We start from the raw sequence: 17,378 nt of genomic DNA on the forward strand, positions 1-17,378 counted from the left end.
GAGTATGACGACCTAGTGTGTAGTAGCCTTAGTAATATGCGATCCATAGATTCAAGTATTAGGACTGCAATAAAAACACTAAAAACATCGCTGGAATAAAATATACCGCAATTGTTTTTGCACCTTCATAGTCTTTGGCCATTCGCTGACCAAAAAGTAACATCAGTAAAGAAATACAGGAAAAAATAGCACCGTAAAAGGCAAACTCCGTTTTCTCTAAAGCCAAAATTTGATACATACCAGCCACACAAAGCAGGCCTGCCAACATTTCAGTCAACAAAACGATGCTTAGCAATAGGAGAACACTATTCTTTAGCGGGCTTTTTGCAAAATGCGACTTTAACCAAGATAGATTACCTGACCAATCGGTAATTTTATCAATACCACTTTGTAAAAAAGTGATGATTAAAAAAAGTAGTAAAAGTAGTTCTGTGGCGTTATTTAGAACATTATTCATGGGTTTAAGTTTTAAATGGTTTCAGGTTTTTTATGAAGCAAACGAGTTAATTTTATGGATAAATCTGTTAAAATTATTTTTGCGTTACCGTTTCGTTCTATGTGATACATGGCTTTTTCTAATTCTTCGGTAATTGTAACGATATTATTTTCATGCACAAAGGGTGCAAATTTATTGAGGTCAAAGCCGTCAACATGAATTTTCATGTAGGCTAATTCTTTTACGTTATAATTTACAAGCATTGCTTGTCTGAAAATTGCAATACAATATAACAAGAATTTTTTTTGTGTTTCTCTGCCGGTTTTTGCTACTTCATTGCTCCAAGAAATTAAATCATGGATAACGGCTTTGTTGCCGCTTGCTTTAAAAGCGGTACGTACCCACTGTACAAACCATTTTTCAAACACCAAATCTTCAGAGTCATTGCGCATTAAATCCAAGGCTTTATTATAGTTTCCGTTGGCTTCGTGTGCTAATCGTAATGCTTGTTCCGTTGCAAGGCCTTGAGTTACTAGTCCGTCAGCAATGGCATCCTCAGCTAAAGGTGGAAAATGTAAAACTTGACATCTAGAGCGAATTGTTTGGATAATTTGTTCTTCATCCTCAGCAATTAGAATAAAAACAGTTTTTTCGGGCGGTTCTTCAATCAGCTTTAGTAATTTATTTGAAGCAGCCATATTCATTTTTTCTGCCATCCAAATAATGCAAATTTTATACCCGCCTTCGTACGACTTTAGGTATAGTTTTTTGACAATGTCTTGTGCTTCATCAACACCAATTTGTCCTTGCTTTTTTTCAATATCGATTAAACGATACCAATCAAAAAGGTTGCCATAGGCTTGCTCCTTGACAAAGGTTCTAAAGTCGCTAATGTACGAATCGCTGATCGCATGACTTTTTATTTTATCAGATGTGGCCACAGGAAATACAAAATGCATATCAGGATGCGCCAAGGCATTGCATTTTAAATGACAGCTACTTTTAGCTTCTTCTGTTTTTTCACTTGCTATACTACAAAGTACATATTGTGCATAGGCAATCGCCATAGGCAAGGTGCCGCAACCCTCAGGCCCAACAAATAATTGTGCATGCGGAATTCTACCTGCATCAGCACTTTGGCTTAAGTGCTTTTTAATGTGTGCTAAACCAAGAATATGATCAAATATCATAGGCCAAATATAGTGTATTTACAGTAATCGTTTTTGCTGTATAGTTTCGCTGAAAAAGGATAAGCTATTAACTATTTATCTGACAATTTCTTAATAATCAATAGCATTAAAACTCATTTTGTTAAAACATAGCTAATAAGCATGTTTCAATAGCTATCAGTGCCTATAAATTTTTACATTTGTCGTTAGACAAAATTTGTAAATAATGAAAACGGTAGATAATTTTAATTTTAAATCAAAAAAAGCTTTAATCCGGGTAGATTTTAATGTGCCTTTAGATGGGAACTTAAAAGTTACTGATGCCAGTAGAATAGCAGCAGCGAAGCCTACAATTATTAAAATTTTAGAAGATGGTGGAAGCGCTATTTTAATGAGTCACTTAGGAAGACCAGATGGGAAAGCTAGTGACGCATTATCGTTAAAAAATATTTGTGATAAAGTGTCTGAAATTATTGGGGTAAATGTAAAGTTTGCATCAAATTGTGTGGGAGATGCCGCCAAAGAAGCGGTGAAAAATTTAAAGACGGGGGAAGTTTTATTATTAGAAAATCTTCGTTTTCACTCCGAAGAAGAAGCTGGCGACAGGTCTTTTGCCGAGCAATTAGCAAATTTAGGAGACATTTATGTTAACGATGCCTTCGGAACAGCGCACAGAGCACATGCTTCAACAACAATTATAGCTGATTTTTTTCCAGATCATAAATGTTTCGGATATCTGTTGGCCCAAGAAATACTAGCGATAGATAAAGTCATGAAAACTGGTGAAAAACCTGTTGTCGCTATTTTAGGCGGCTCAAAGGTATCTTCGAAAATTACCATCATCGAAAATATTCTAGACAAAGTAGACCACTTAATTATCGGTGGCGGAATGACCTATACCTTTATCAAAGCCCAAGGCGGTAAGGTTGGAAACTCAATTTGTGAAGATGACAAACAAGAATTAGCCTTATCAATTTTAAAACAAGCGAAAGAAAAGGGCGTTGAAGTTCACTTACCGGTAGATGTTTTAGCCGCTAAGGATTTTAACAATGAGGCAGAAACCAAAATAGTGGCTGTGACAGCTATTCCTGACGGATGGCAAGGTTTAGACGCAGGCCCGCAAACTTTAGAGAATTTTAAAAAAGTAATTTTGAAGTCTAAAACAATTCTTTGGAATGGTCCTATAGGTGTTTTTGAAATGCCAAACTTTGCAAAAGGAACTATTGCCATAGGTAACTTTATCGACGAAGCCACTAAAAATGGTGCTTTCTCCTTAGTAGGTGGGGGCGATTCTGTAGCTGCGGTAAAACAGTTTGGCTTCGAGAATAAAGTAAGTTATGTATCTACAGGTGGTGGTGCAATGCTTGAAAGTTTAGAAGGTAAAATATTACCAGGGATCGCTGCAATACGATAAGCAATAGTACGTTATCGATAACAAGGCCTTTATTATTTCGGGTCATTTTATGAATTATTATTTTATTTTTTGTAAAAAAAAGACGATTTTCGTCTACTGCATTATTTTAAAGGTCTTGTTATGATAAAAAAAACTCTTTTCTTCGGTTTAGTTTCTTCCTTATTGTTTGGTGGAAGTATAGTCGCTCAACAAAATGAAGCGATTAGCGTAACGGAGTTTTCAGATCAGCTTGACGATACCAACACTAAGTTGAAAAACCCGATTTCAAAAACACTTAAGAAAAAAGATTCAACCCTAAAAATTAATCCAGACGGAACTACGGATCATCCGAACTTTAAAGTAATCAACAAAGAAAATCCAAATTTACAAGACCATCCTTTAGCGGCTAAATACGATAGCCTGTGGCTAAAAGTTATGGCAGAAAGTACCGTTTTATTTGAAGAAATGTACGAAGAAGTTTCAACGCTGGAAATTGATGAAAACTTTTTAGCCACGGTAGACACGGAAACCTTAAAACTTCGATTAGAAAAATTAAATCAAAAAACACCATTTAATATAGCTTATAACCCTTCATTAGAAGGTGTAATTCAATCGTTTTTAAAAAGACGAAGAGGACTAATAGAACGTATGCTTACCTTGAGTCAGTTTTATTTTCCAATGTTCGAAGAAGAATTAGCAAACCAAAATGTGCCCCTAGAATTAAAGTATCTTGCTATTGTTGAATCGGCACTAAATCCGAGGGCTAAATCAAGGGTAGGAGCAACGGGCTTATGGCAATTTATGTATCCTACTGGTAAAATGTACGACTTAAATGTGAGTAGCTACGTGGATGAACGAAGCGATCCTATTATGGCAACAAAAGCCGCCGCTGCCTATTTGTCTAAATTACACGGTATTTTTGATGATTGGGATTTGGCGCTAGCAGCGTATAATTCAGGACCTGGTAATGTCAACAAAGCCATTAGACGTTCTGGAGGATATAAAAATTATTGGAACATAAGAGCAAATTTACCTAGAGAAACCGCCGGCTATGTTCCAGCTTTTTTAGCCACCATGTATTTATTTGAATACGCAGAGGAACATGGTTTAAAACCTAAGAATGCGGAGCGACCTTATTTTCAAACAGATACTATTCACGTAAAACGATTAATTACTTTTGATCAAATATCAAAGTTAGTTGACGTAAGTGTTGAAGAACTAGAGGTCTTAAATCCTTCCTACAAATTAAATATTATTCCTTTTGTTGATGATAAAAACTATGCGCTACGCCTACCTATCGATGCGATTGGAAAGTTCGTGGCCAATGAAGAGCAAATCTATGCTTTTGTAGAAGAAGAACTTTTAGTGGAAGAAAAGGCATTGCCTCAATTCGTAAAAACACAAGATCAGATTAAATACAAGGTAAAGAGTGGTGATTTCTTAGGTAGAATAGCCGAGCGTTACGGAGTAGGAGTTAGTCAAATAAAAAGTTGGAATGGCTTAAGAAGCAATAACTTAAGGGTGGGGCAACGATTAATTATCTACAGCAAAAACCCAGTGGCTACAGCTAGTGCCACCAAAAGTACAACGACGAAATCAACGACTTCTGACCTCACCAAAGTTCACACCGTAAAAGAGGGAGACTCCCTTTGGACAATTTCTAGAAAATATTCTGGAATTTCTGTCGATAATCTACGAAAATGGAACGGTATTAGTGGTAACAATCTAAAATTAGGCACAAAATTAATTTTGTGTGATTGTCAACCCTAAACGAAGAACATACTATGAATAATTTTAAAAGTATTGCAGTACTACTTTTGCTTGTTTGCTTTGGCGCTTGTAAAGAGGGTGCTAAAACCACGTATTTGCCTCAATCTACAGGTGCCATAAACTCTTTAGTTGTGGTCATGGATAACCAACTTTGGAAAGGTGAAGTTGGTGATAAAGTGCGGGAGCACTTCGCCGCGTCGGTCGTTGGCTTAAATATGGCAGAACCTTTATTTACCATAACATATATGCCTGAATCTGTTTTTTCTGGAGCGATTCAGAAATCAAGATTGGTATTACTTGTTGCCAAGGGTAGTGAAAGCAAAGTAGGTATAAAGAAAGACGTTTATGCAGGGCCTCAAAGCCTAGCGATTATTACGGGAACATCAGTGCAGGAAATTAATGCAAATATTGATGCTAAAGCTGAAGAAATTATAAGAACATTCAAAGATTTAGAAATCACAGAACAACAAAAACGTTTTAAAATATCCTTAAACAAGGAACTAGTATTAAAAGAAAAATTTGGAATTTCATTAGATATACCTTCTGCGTATAAGGTAGGTAGTCAAAAGGAAAACTTTGTTTGGATTGATCGACAGGTACCCAAAGGAGCCATGAATCTTATTGTTTACACGGTGCCTGAAAACGCTTTTGACAATGACACTACTTTTGTACAAGACATTCTGAGCATGAGAGATTCTATCGGGAGTATTAATATTCCTGGAGAGGATATCCCAGATAAAAAAAACTATATGGTTTCTGAAAGAAACTTTGCACCCCATATATATCCCGCCGAAATAGCCGGTTTAAAAGCGGCAGAAGTACGAGGATTATGGGAAATGAATAATTATCCCATGGGAGGTCCTTATCTGATGTATATTATCAATGATAAAGAGCGAAATAGAAAACTAATTATTGAAGGATTTATTTTTGCACCTGCTACTCAAAAAAGAGATAATATGTTTGAACTTGAAGCGATTATAAAAACGCTCAAGTTTCAATAAGACTCAAGATTTTTTGCATAAAAAAAACCCCTAAAAAACTTATTTTAGGGGTTTGCTTTTTGAAATTTATAGGCTATTGAAAAGCATATCCTGTTGAGATTCTAAAGATAAGTGCGTATGACGCAACAGCTATTAGAATAAAACAGAACCAAGCAAAAACTTTTAAGTAGTTTTTTAATAAGAAATTCCCCAAATTCTTAAATGCTTCTATATAAATTTCTCTAACGAGTAAAACATTTCTCATAATCCCCAAATTATAAATTAATAATGCCGCAAGTTCTATAATCAATGAGGATCTAAGAATTATTCTTGACAAAACGACTATAAATCGGGTAAAAGAAATAGTTGCGTATTTGTTATCTATCAACGGCTTTTTTATTCGACAAAAAGCATTTGAAGTCGTATGGAAATATATTTTTTAAAGTTTTTGTGAATGGGTATACGAGTCTCAAAAATGGAGTCCTGATTTTTCTGTGTAAACCACCTTAAGGACTACCATGAAAAAAATAAAGCTTTAGATACAACATCGAGAACGCTGTATATTTAAACCTATTGGCTAAAACAGTAGGTAATAAAAGCGCAACTACTTTAAGTGGTGTGTTGTTCATTGTTGTATTTTGACATAAACCTTAACGAATAGCTCGGCGAAAGATCAAATTTAAGCATTACGAAAGCTTTTTAAGGCATTTTTTAGTGCATCTATACCATTGCGCATGAAAGAAAATTTTATTCTTTAAAACGGCCCAAATCGCATTGAACTTCTCGTTAATTTAGGCTTTATCACTATATAGGTAATTTTCGGTAAAGAGGTATTTTTGGCCTAGGCTACACGGTAAGGTTTAATAATTTTGATCAAACATGGTATCTAGCTCATCGCTTCAAAGGCCAGTAATAGAATTCACCTAAAGTTCTAGCGGACTCTTATTTTAATTGAAGTTTAAAATAGCACCATAAAAAAAGGAGCAAAAGCTCCTTTAATAATTTTTTAGGTTCTTAACAATTACAGCATAAATAGCTTTCTAAGCAATACGATAACTCCACTAAGAAAATTGTTACGATACACTTGAATTTCTTCTCGTGAGGGTGCGTGTGTAATTTGAGCTTCCATAGGTGACATGTTTTTTAAAAATTAAACTTGGGGTTTAGTTTTTTGTTCTGATATAAACTTAATTAAAAACGCTTAGGCTTTAAAATTATTGTTGTGAAATAGCGTTAAAATGTTGTGAAATTTAAGGATTCCAAATAGTAGCATTCTAAAGCCTCATTTCAGGAATATCTCCATGAATTATTAAGTTACCCTCGGTGGCCTTTTTAATGTCCTCAACCGACACGCCAGGAGCTCTTTCAAGAAGTACAAATCCCTTATCGCTAACTTCTAAAACGGCCAAATTAGTGACTATTTTTTTTACACATTGAACACCTGTAAGGGGTAAAGAGCATTTTTTTAAAAGTTTAGACTCCCCTTCTCGGTTGGTATGCATCATAGCCACGATAATATTTTCTGCGGATGCGACAAGATCCATAGCACCACCCATGCCTTTTACCATTTTTCCAGGAATTTTCCAGTTGGCAATATCACCCCTCTCAGAGACCTCCATGGCTCCCAAAATAGTTAAATCGACGTGTTGACCCCGGATCATTCCAAAACTTGTGGCAGAGTCAAAAAACGAGGCTCCTGGCAAGGTTGTGATGGTTTGCTTTCCAGCATTGATTATATCCGCATCTTCGTCTCCTTCAAATGGGAATGGTCCCATCCCTAGAACACCATTCTCGCTCTGGAATTCAACGCTGATATCATCACGAACATAATTCGCCACTAGGGTAGGAATTCCGATACCTAAATTTACATAATACCCGTCTTTTACTTCTTTTGCGATTCTTTTCGCTATGCCTGTTTTGTCTAACATTCTTTTTGATTATATGATTTGGAAATACCTTATTTAATGTACCAATATAACAATTGGCCTTATGGAACTATCTCGTAATTATTGTAAAAATATATTTAATGTATCAATGAATAAAGTACCAACTTTTTGCTGCTTAGAAGTAGTTAGAGATTGGTACAAGTGTATCCATTGTTACATCATTTCTTGCGTACAGTGCGTTGTTCAATGCGTTTTTCATAGTTTTTTCCTTGAAAAATTCGCTGAACAAAAATGCCCGGTATATGAATTTGGTTAGGATCTAAGGTGCCCGCAGGCACTAGTTCTTCTACTTCAGCCACCGTTATTTTGGCAGCACCACACATTACGGGATTAAAATTGCGCGCAGTACCTTTAAAAATTAAGTTTCCTGCTTCGTCACCTTTCCATGCTTTTACAAAGGCAAAATCTGCCTTATAAGCTTCTTCCAGCACATACATTTTGCCATTAAACTCTCTAGTTTCTTTGCCTTCCGCTACCTCGGTACCATAACCTGCAGGAGTATAAATGGCAGGAAAGCCAGCTTGTGCTGCTCTGCATTTTTCAGCTAAGGTGCCTTGTGGTGTCAATTCTACATCTAGTTCACCACTTAACATTTGTCGTTCAAACTCATCATTTTCCCCTACGTAGGAGGAGATCATTTTTTTAATTTGATGTTTGTGTAGTAATAAACCCAAGCCAAAATCGTCTACTCCTGCATTGTTAGAAATACAGGTAATGTCTTTTATACCAAGGCTTACGAGTTGTGTAATCGCATTTTCTGGAATACCGCAAAGACCAAAACCACCTAGCATGAAGGTCATGCCATTTTCAACGCCTTTTAAAGCTTCTTGAACATTCGAAACAGTTTTACGAATCATAATTATTTTTTTAATTCAACAGCTCCTAAATTACCTAATTTAAACTAAAAAAACCCTCAACTTTTATAAAAAGTTAAGGGCTTTTCGTAGTATCTTTTATTTCAGAAGCCGAGGCTAGTTAAAAAATATTGGGTTAGCAGGTGCACAAAAAACCTGAAGTTGTTTCGTCTAGATTTTTTAAAAATCAAAATCATCTAAGTCGTCATGCGCGGGTGCGTTATTTTCTTTTTTATCCTCTTGAAATTGGGCGCAATCTAAATTAATCGACATATTTTCTGGAATTTTAAAATCACCCTCGGATACGCCTATGTCTTTATTTTGATAGTTTTTAACCATATAAAGTCCCCAGATAGGTAAGGCCATAGAGGCACCTTGTCCATAAGTAATACTTTTAAAATGCGTGGCACGTTCTTCGCCGCCGACCCAAACACCTGTGACTAAATTAGGGACAAAACCCATAAACCAGCCATCACTATTGTTTTGGGTGGTTCCAGTTTTGCCCGCGATCGGGTTATTGAGATTATAAGGATAACCAGTGATAATCTCTTTATACATTTGGTTATCTTTATTGTAACTATTTCTTAGTCTTGAACCATTGCCTCCTTCTACTACGCCACGTAATAAATCTACGGTGGCATAGGCCACATCTTTACTTAAAACATCTTTAGTTTCAGGTACATATTCATACAGTACGGTACCGTTTTTATCTTCAATACGGGTCACTAAAACAGGTTTTACATAAACCCCTTCGTTGGCAAAGGTACCAAAGGCACCCACCATTTCATACACGTTTACATCAGGGGTTCCTAAGGCAATCGAAGGCACTTCAGGAATGTCAGCTGTAATCCCCATATTTTTAGCCATATTGGCTACGGTTCTAGGACCCACCTTGTCCATTAATTGGGCGGTAATAGAGTTGACAGAATTTGCTAACGCTTGTTTTAAAGACATGCTTTTTAACGAAAACTTGTTGTCAGAATTTTTCGGGCACCACGCTTCTGGGTTGCCATGTTTGTTGGCTTCTATACAGTATTCATCATCTGGCAATAGCGTACAGGGTGACAAGCGCAATTGATCTATCGCTGCGGCATAAACAAAAGGCTTAAAGGTAGAACCAGCTTGTCGTGCGCCTTGTATGACGTTGTCATATTGAAAATGTTTGTAGTTAAGGCCGCCGACCCAAGCTTTTACATGTCCTGTTTGTGGTTCCATAGACATCATTGCTGTTCTCAAAAAAGATTTGTAATAACGAATAGAATCTGTTGGGGTCATAATGGTATCTTTTTCATAGCCCTCGCTATTCCAGTCGAAAACCACCATGGGTGTTGGTTTTTTAAACGAAGCTCTTATTTCTTTCTCCGAATTTCCGTTACTTTTCATAATTCGCCAACGCTCTGATATTTTCATAGCACGCTCAAAAATGCGTTCTATTTCATCGTCTTTTAAATCTAAAAAGGGAGCGGTTTTATTACGCTCTGGGGTATTTTGGACAAAAAACTCTGCTTGCAAGCGCTTCATGTGTTCTTTTACCGCATCCTCAGCATTTTGTTGCATTCGAGAATCAATAGTGGTATATACTTTAAGTCCGTCTAAATAAATATTCCACTTATCTCTTTCACCTTCTAATGCAGGTTTAGGATTTTTTTTAATCCAATCATTTAAAAATTTCTGTAAATGCATTCTAAAATAGGTGGCCAAGCCATCTTGATGCGATTCTGGGGAGTACCGTAACGCTAGGGGCAGCTCTTGCAACGAATCTTTTACCATTTCATCTAAATACCCATACTTTGCCATTTGCGCCAAAACCACATCTCGACGGTTTTTTGTCCCCACAGGGTTTCTTTTTGGGAGTGGGTTGTATAATGACGAGTTTTTGAACATACCCACCAACATGGCAGATTCAGAAACATTCAAATCTTTAGGTTCTTTACTGAAGTAAATTTTAGCTGCTGACCTTATACCGTCAGCATTATTGCCAAAATCATAAATATTAAAATACATGGCAATAATTTCTTCCTTGGTATATTGGCGTTCTAAACGCGTAGCGATGACCCACTCTTTAATTTTTTGAGTGTAGCGTTCATAACCACGAGCAGCAGCGCCTGTAAAAAGCTGTTTTGCCAATTGTTGTGATATTGTACTTGCACCACCTTTAGAGCCTAAATAAGCAAAGGCTCTAAGGGTGCCTCTAGCATCAACCCCAGAATGCTCAAAATATCGTGCATCTTCTGTAGCAACTAAGGCATCCACTAAGGTTTTTGGAAGCTGTTCAAAAGGAATAGGGGTACGATTATCATCTAAATAGTATTTCCCTAAAGTGACGCCGTCAGCTGATATAATTTCAGTGGCTAAATTGGTTTGGGGGTTTTCTAAACGCTCAAAAGTGGGTAGTTCTCCAAACCAACCCCAAGACGCAGATAAAAATATAAAAACTGCGGCGAGAATACCGGCGAGAAATAAAATCCAAAACCATTTTATAAATGTAAAAAAGCTTTTAGTCGGTGTTTTTTTTGATGCTTTTGCCATAGCGAATTAATTCGTTTTTTCTATTTGATACCCGACATCAGTGATGCCGTCTAGGTCTATAATGCCTTTAGCAGCGCCATTTTTTCGCATGGCATGACCTATTTTTAATGTATATACGCCTTTTACTGGAAAAACGATGTTTTCTTTATACCATAGTTTGTTTTCCTTAATACTGCCAGTGCCTTTTCCTAACCATTCGCCATCAGGCATGGTCATCTCGTACTCTAAAGTATCTGTAACGGATGCACCGTTGGGATAATTCAATTCTGCTATTAAAAAAATATTACTAAACTCGTAGGTTTCATCATTGCGCAAATTGATAAAAATATGGTGTTGTTTTAGGGTGTCTACTTCTGAGAAGCTAAATTCTAAAATAGCATCCTTATCCCATTTACCATCGGTTGTTGCTCTATATTCTGATTTAAGGACAGCCGAATCGCAAGAGACCAAAACCAAAACGGAAAGCAAACCAAAAATATACTTAGTCATTATCTGTAGGCCTTTTTTTATTATTTCGTCGCTTCTTATTTCTATTTTGATTTTTAGCCCCAGAATTTTGCGTAGGGGATGCAGTATCACTGTTCGTAGGTATTGATGCTTTAGGTTTTCTTGGTTTGTTTAAAACTGTATTCTCCTTTTGGTTTGGCGATTTAAGGGTATTGTTCTGAGGTCTGTCAGGACTATTATTTTTTCTTTTTTTATTGCGATTATTTTTACTTGGTTTCGGCTTATCAAAACGAGTAAGACTGTCTTGGCCTACCACATTTTCAAACACCTTTTCCTTTTCTTTTTCCTTTTCTTCTGAAGGAATAATCACATATTCTTCTAAGCTGCTAATTTTTTCTTTTCGTTTGTTTTTTTCTAACATTTCATTGACCTGATCTTTGGTCAAGGCATGCCAATTTGCCCAATCATCCTTGTAACAAAACCATAAGGTAGCCTTAAAAATATCTACTTTTTGACAAATGGCGAGTCCTTTTTCTGTGAGTATTTTGGTTTCTTGAGAAGGAAAATCTTTTAGGGCATCTAAATACACGTCTAGCTCATAATTTAAACAGCATTTTAGCTTTCCACATTGCCCGGCTAGCTTTTGCGGATTTAAAGAAAGTTGCTGATAGCGTGCGGCAGAGGTGCTTACGGATCTAAAATCGGTTAACCAGGTGGAGCAACAAAGCTCTCTCCCGCAAGAACCAATACCGCCTAAACGTTGTGCTTCTTGTCGGTAGCCTATTTGGCGCATTTCAATACGAATACCAAAAGCTTTGGCCATGTCTTTTATCAGCTGACGGAAATCTACACGTTCTTCTGCCGTATAATAAAACGTAGCTTTAGAACCATCACCTTGAAATTCCACATCTGAAAGTTTCATTTGAAGATTCAAAGCAATAGCTAATTCTCTAGAACGTTTTTGAATTTCTGCCTCGCGATCACGGCAAGTTTGCCAAATATCAATATCTTTTTGTGATGCTTTTCTGTACACTTTTGGCAAGTCTGGGTTGGTATACACCTCGTTCTTTTTTTTCATCTGAACTTTTACCAACTCACCAGTAAGGGTAACGATACCAATATCATGTCCAGAAGTAGCCTGTGTAGCTACTACATCGCCAATAGACAAAGAAAGATTTTCTGAATTTCTAAAAAATTCTTTTCTACTATTTTTAAAACGGACTTCCACGCCATCAAACAGTTTTTCCCCGTTTGGTAGTGACATGTTCGAAAGCCAATCGAAGACGGTTAATTTATTACACCCATCAGTACCGCAAGTTCCATTATTCTTACAGCCTTTTGGTTGCCCGTCTTTACCAGTTGAACAACTGCTACAACCCATATTTTTTATATTGAAATCTTGCCAACCATCGGAAAACAAGAAAAAAGGTTCATACTAAAATTTTAATAACCGTAAAGATAGTGATTTTTCGATGCGATGAAAATTTTAAAAATGATCATGTTTTATTTTGAAATAAGAGCTAGGTTTTTAAGGTTTTCCTTTTGGATGTAAGAAAAAAAAACAGCGCTAAAACTACCTTGTAAGGCATATGAGCGCTGCTGGGAAGTATAAACTTAATTCAAAATGTTGACTCTAGTGAATCGGTTCTGCTTGTTTAAGGCAAGCTAGCTGTTCTTTATTGTGCGCTCCAGCCGCCATCTAACACGAAACTAGTTCCTGTGATGGTTGTTGAGCTATCTTTTGCGAGCAATAGGGCCATATCTGCAATAGCCTCGAGGGGTACAAATTGTTTTACAGCTTGCTTTTTAAGCATTACTTTTTCCACAACCTCATCTTCTGTCATATGATGTGCTAGTGCCTGATCCTTTATTTGGCCCTCTACTAAGGGTGTTTTTACGTATCCTGGGCAAATAGCGTTGCAGGTAATATTAAAAGGGGCACCTTCTAAGGCTAGAACTTTGGTTAGGCCAATAACACCGTGCTTTGCGGCAACATAAGCCGACTTGAATTCTGAGGCTCTAAGGCCATGCACAGAAGACACGTTGATTATTCTGCCAAACTGCTGTTCTTTCATTTGTTTCCAGACGGCTTTAGAGGCATAGAAAACAGCATTCATATTGAGGGCAATTATAGCTTCATATTTCGAATTTGGAAACTCTTCAATAGGAGAGACAAACTGAATTCCTGCGTTATTTACTAAAACATGTAAGGTTCCAAAACTGCGAATAGTTTCTTGTACTAAATTTTCAACAGCAGTAGATTCTAGCAAATTGGCATTAGAAAAAGCCACTTTTACTTTGTATTTGTCCCCTACCTTTTTTGCTATGTCTAAGCCATTGGCTTCTAAACCGTGAAACATAATGTTATAGCCTTCTTTTGCAAATTGATGTGCAATTCCCAAACCTATACCACTTGTACTTCCTGTTATTAGGACTGTTTTATTCATCTGCTATAAATTTGTGAAGCACCAAGTTAAAGGCCTCTGGTTGGTCTATAACCACCCCATGTCTTGAGTTTTTGATGACTGCTAAACGCGCATTTTGCAATCTATCGACGTATTCTTCTTTAAAGGAAACAGGCGTGTAATCCATGTCTGAAGCCACCACGAGTGTTCTGGTGGTAATCTTATTTATCCGATTCCCTAAACCCCAATTCATTAAAGTGACAAAAGACTGGTAATAGGCATTGTAGTCGTTGTTTTTGCAACGTGTTTCAAATTCAGTTCTTAACTTTAGCTGATGATTTTCCGGAAACATATTAAAGGAAATCTCTTTGGCTAATGGTGCTAATCCTTGAGTTTCTAGAAACTCAGTTCTATTTTTTAACAAATCATCCCCAATTTTGCCCATATTGTTAAAATCTGGACCACTGTTTACAATGACTAAATTAGTAAGGTACTGAGGATATTTTGCAGCCAATTCAAAAGCGACAGCGCCCCCCATTGAAAAACCAACTACAGTTGCTGTTTTAATATTCAATTGGTCTAAAAATAACTTTACATCTTCGGCCATTAAATCTACCCCGTATGCTTCTAAGGGTTTTGTAGAGTCGCCGTGTCCTCTTAGGTCTAAGGTAATAACGCGATGTGTTTTAGAAAAGAAAGGGACTTGTGCGTCCCAATCTTTTTTAGTAGACCCTAAGCCGTGAAGCAATAGAAGTACGTCACCTTTTCCTATATCTTCATAATCAAGATCGATATCATTAACGTGTAATTTTAACATACTTTAGAAGCTTAGTTAACGTTTGATGCTTTTCTTTTAAAGAAGTTTGTTTTGTATTTTAATTCAAAAGAAACAAGGGGCGAAATCACTGGCGATGCAACAAATTCTCTTATTTCAGCATTAAACAAATTGGTGATACTAAGACCCAATGAAAGGCTTTCTGAAAAATTGTACCCTGCATTTGCATCTACGGTGAAACCTCCTAATTGCCCGTAGTTCCATGTTCTGCCAACCCTTGCATTTTCTACAATCTCATTAACACCATCTCCGTCTAAATCTTGCGTTTCGGCAGCTACATTGATACCCGAGAAAAAATCATATTTTTGAACGAATCTTCCGTACATAGCGCCATAAAATTTAGATTTTGCGTAGTGAAATCCTAAACTAAACTTGTTGTTTGGCGTGTTAATAGGCAATTCACTTTCTAAAACTTGTCCGTCTAAATTTCCGTCATTATTAAGGTCATTTTTATCCAAACTACGACCAAAATAAGAGTAGTTAAATACGGCTCTAAAATTATCATTAAAATAATAATTTAATCCAACATCAACGCCATAGGTATCAACGCTACCGAAGTTTAAGTAGCTCAAAACAAATGCGCCATTAGATCCGGGAACAAGCTCACCTATTGGAGTGTTTCCTACTAGTTCTACGGGGCTGCCCGCGGCAACATTAACTAAGGGACTAATAAAATTATCAGATTGGTTGTAGTAGGCATTGGTGTCGACAAACAATTTATCCGATAACTTACCCTTATAGCCTATTTCATAAGAATTAATTGTTTCAACCTGTAATCTTGGGATTACGGTACCATTGGCTAAGGTAAAACCCTCTCCATTCCCTAATACTAAACCTCCAAATAAGTTTCCTTTTAGATTTAAGATCGATGGCACTGCGATTCCCTTACCATAGGTAAGTCTAAAGGTTCCATCATTAATTTTTTTAGTTACTGCCAATTTTGGAATAAAGTTATTGCCATATAAATCATGGTTGTCAATTCGGCCTCCTAACAAAAATCCCCATCCAGAATCTTCTAGTTTGTACTCTAACTGGGTATAAACCCCGGTTTGACCGATATCAATTCCTCCTTGATCTAAAAGATAGGTGCCTTTCGAATCTGCCATGTCTAATTGATATTGTGCCCCTAACGTAAGGTAGAATTCATTCCAGCGATTATTATATTGTCCTTCAGCATTAAATCGTCTTGAATCATCTTTAAATAAAGCGCCACGTTGAAGCGCAATTCCTGTATCTGGCCCCGTTGGAAACCATTGTTCTGTGAAAGAACGTTCCCGAGCTTCTTCTTCAGAAAAGCCATTTTGAATAAAAGACACATAGTTTTGGGTTCTTTGGTTAATAGCGTAAGTATCTTCCGTATTACTCCAAGTATAGTAGGTATTGGCAAAAAAGTTTTTAGAGACAAATTTTAATTGAAGTTCGTCTATAGTCCAATCTTTAATTTGGTTTCGACCTGCATTGGTAATACCAATATTGCTATTAGTACTATGTCCATAATAGGCAGAAAGCTCTGATCCGGCCGTTGGTTTGAAAAAAATATTTGCACCGTATTTTTCAGCCTCAAAATCTCGATCTAAATCTAATTCCGTATAGCTATTGGTACCTACATAAACAGAATCTACATAGTCGAATTCAGTTCCTTGAGATCTTTCGAAATGAAACTTGTAGGAGAATTTATCATCAATCACCTGAGCATGTCGTAGTCTGGCTGTAACCACATTTTGATTTCCAGCGCCTATGGCAAAAGTTGTTCCTTCTGATTGTCTCGGGTTTTTTGTAATGGTACTTACTAGTCCATTATGTGCATTAGGCCCATAAAGTGTACCGTTTGGCCCTAATAATATTTCAACCCGTGCAATATCGTCTTTAGTCACAGTAGAGAACGATCCCATCGGTAATCCTGTTGCGATTAAGGTAGATAACCTGTCATCGGTAACTTGTAAATTTTTAGAATTAAAGGCAGAATTAAACCCTCTAATGTTAATACCTGTACCTAAAACACCGCTTCTTACAAAATCAACTCCTTTTTGTCTTGCCGCCAATTCACCAATATTAAAACTAGGAAATTCTTCAATATCTCTAGCACTGATAACATTGACAGTCGCTGGCACATCGGTAATTTTTTGTGGTTGCTTGTTCGCGGTTAATACAATTTCATCTAAAATACTACTTGATTCATCTAAAGAAGCGTTTAGGGTCGTGGTACTACCACCAGTGACAAGCACACTATAATTCGCCATAGCAAAACCAATATAAGAAACAGACACATCGTAAGTGCCAGCTTCTATGTTCTCTAAGGTGTAGAGACCATCAAAATTAGTCGTGGTGCCTTTCATTAAAATTTTGATCGACACAGTGGCTCCCGACAAGGGCAAACCGTTCGAGTCTGTAATTAAACCTTTGATAGTTCCAGTCTCTTGTGAACTCGCCACAAAAGAACCCATAAGTGTTAGTAATAAGAGTAGTTTTTTCATAATTCAAGTATGTTATTTATACGGCAAGCTATTGGGAAATCAAAAACTAATACGAACAAAAAGAAAAGGTTTTAAGTGTGACTTTAATGGCTTATATAGGATTAAGCATACATCAAAACCATTAATATCAAGTATTTATA

General features: G+C 36.7%; 14 protein-coding genes. 3 read left to right on the forward strand and 11 right to left on the reverse strand.

Annotation, left to right across the window (positions count from 1 at the left end; all coding sequences use genetic code 11):
- Window positions 1–58: 58 nt before the first annotated feature.
- Entirely contained in the window at window positions 59–457 is a 399-nt protein-coding gene (locus GQ45_RS10740; RefSeq protein WP_047417701.1) for a hypothetical protein, read from the reverse strand.
- Between the two features lie 11 nt (window positions 458–468).
- On the reverse strand, window positions 469–1,626 hold the full coding sequence (locus GQ45_RS10745; protein WP_047417702.1) for an ATP-binding protein: 1,158 nt from the start codon (window positions 1,624–1,626) through the stop codon (window positions 469–471).
- A gap of 205 nt (window positions 1,627–1,831) precedes the next feature.
- On the opposite strand from GQ45_RS10745, the gene pgk reads away from it, so the two are divergent.
- The 3 genes from pgk to GQ45_RS10760 all read left to right on the forward strand — a co-directional run bounded on the left by pgk (window position 1,832) and on the right by GQ45_RS10760 (window position 5,769).
- Window positions 1,832–3,019, forward strand: a complete 1,188-nt coding sequence (gene pgk / locus GQ45_RS10750) for a phosphoglycerate kinase (protein ID WP_047417703.1) — start codon at window positions 1,832–1,834, stop codon at window positions 3,017–3,019.
- A 120-nt stretch (window positions 3,020–3,139) separates the two neighbouring features.
- The gene (locus tag GQ45_RS10755; protein WP_047417704.1) at window positions 3,140–4,768 is read left to right on the forward strand and encodes a lytic transglycosylase domain-containing protein; all 1,629 of its coding nucleotides are present in this window, start codon (window positions 3,140–3,142) and stop codon (window positions 4,766–4,768) included.
- Between the two features lie 14 nt (window positions 4,769–4,782).
- Window positions 4,783–5,769: a DUF4837 family protein gene (locus GQ45_RS10760; protein WP_047417705.1), complete on the forward strand. Its 987-nt coding sequence runs from the start codon at window positions 4,783–4,785 to the stop codon at window positions 5,767–5,769.
- Between the two features lie 73 nt (window positions 5,770–5,842).
- On the opposite strand, the gene GQ45_RS18370 is transcribed toward GQ45_RS10760, so the two are convergent.
- The 9 genes from GQ45_RS18370 to GQ45_RS10805 form a co-directional block, all read right to left on the reverse strand.
- Window positions 5,843–6,013 carry a DUF6747 family protein gene (locus GQ45_RS18370; protein WP_369798320.1) on the reverse strand — a complete coding sequence of 57 codons (171 nt, stop codon included), beginning with the start codon at window positions 6,011–6,013 and terminating at the stop codon, window positions 5,843–5,845.
- Between the two features lie 1,009 nt (window positions 6,014–7,022).
- Window positions 7,023–7,676, reverse strand: a complete 654-nt coding sequence (locus GQ45_RS10770) for a CoA transferase subunit B (protein ID WP_047417707.1) — start codon at window positions 7,674–7,676, stop codon at window positions 7,023–7,025.
- A gap of 176 nt (window positions 7,677–7,852) precedes the next feature.
- Window positions 7,853–8,551, reverse strand: coding sequence for a CoA transferase subunit A (locus tag GQ45_RS10775; RefSeq protein WP_047417708.1), 699 nt, complete (start codon window positions 8,549–8,551; stop codon window positions 7,853–7,855).
- Between the two features lie 177 nt (window positions 8,552–8,728).
- The gene (locus GQ45_RS10780; RefSeq protein WP_047417709.1) at window positions 8,729–11,077 is read right to left on the reverse strand and encodes a penicillin-binding protein 1A; all 2,349 of its coding nucleotides are present in this window, start codon (window positions 11,075–11,077) and stop codon (window positions 8,729–8,731) included.
- A gap of 6 nt (window positions 11,078–11,083) precedes the next feature.
- Window positions 11,084–11,566 (reverse strand): gliding motility lipoprotein GldH, encoded by a 483-nt coding sequence (locus GQ45_RS10785; RefSeq protein ID WP_047417710.1) that lies wholly within the window; start codon window positions 11,564–11,566, stop codon window positions 11,084–11,086.
- Window positions 11,559–12,905 (reverse strand): regulatory iron-sulfur-containing complex subunit RicT, encoded by a 1,347-nt coding sequence (locus tag GQ45_RS10790; RefSeq protein WP_047420322.1) that lies wholly within the window; start codon window positions 12,903–12,905, stop codon window positions 11,559–11,561. The genes GQ45_RS10785 and GQ45_RS10790 overlap by 8 nt, the downstream gene beginning before the upstream one ends.
- A 295-nt stretch (window positions 12,906–13,200) precedes the next feature.
- On the reverse strand, window positions 13,201–13,971 hold the full coding sequence (locus GQ45_RS10795) for a 3-hydroxybutyrate dehydrogenase (RefSeq protein ID WP_047417712.1): 771 nt from the start codon (window positions 13,969–13,971) through the stop codon (window positions 13,201–13,203).
- Complete coding sequence (locus GQ45_RS10800; RefSeq protein WP_047417714.1) at window positions 13,964–14,746, reverse strand: alpha/beta fold hydrolase; 783 nt, start codon at window positions 14,744–14,746, stop codon at window positions 13,964–13,966. Before GQ45_RS10800 ends, GQ45_RS10795 begins: the two co-directional genes overlap by 8 nt.
- 11 nt (window positions 14,747–14,757) lie before the next feature.
- Complete coding sequence (locus tag GQ45_RS10805) at window positions 14,758–17,238, reverse strand: TonB-dependent receptor (protein ID WP_047417717.1); 2,481 nt, start codon at window positions 17,236–17,238, stop codon at window positions 14,758–14,760.
- Window positions 17,239–17,378: the final 140 nt, after the last annotated feature.

Source organism: Cellulophaga sp. Hel_I_12 (genome assembly GCF_000799565.1).
In the GTDB taxonomy this organism is placed as follows: Bacteria; Bacteroidota; Bacteroidia; order Flavobacteriales; family Flavobacteriaceae; genus Cellulophaga.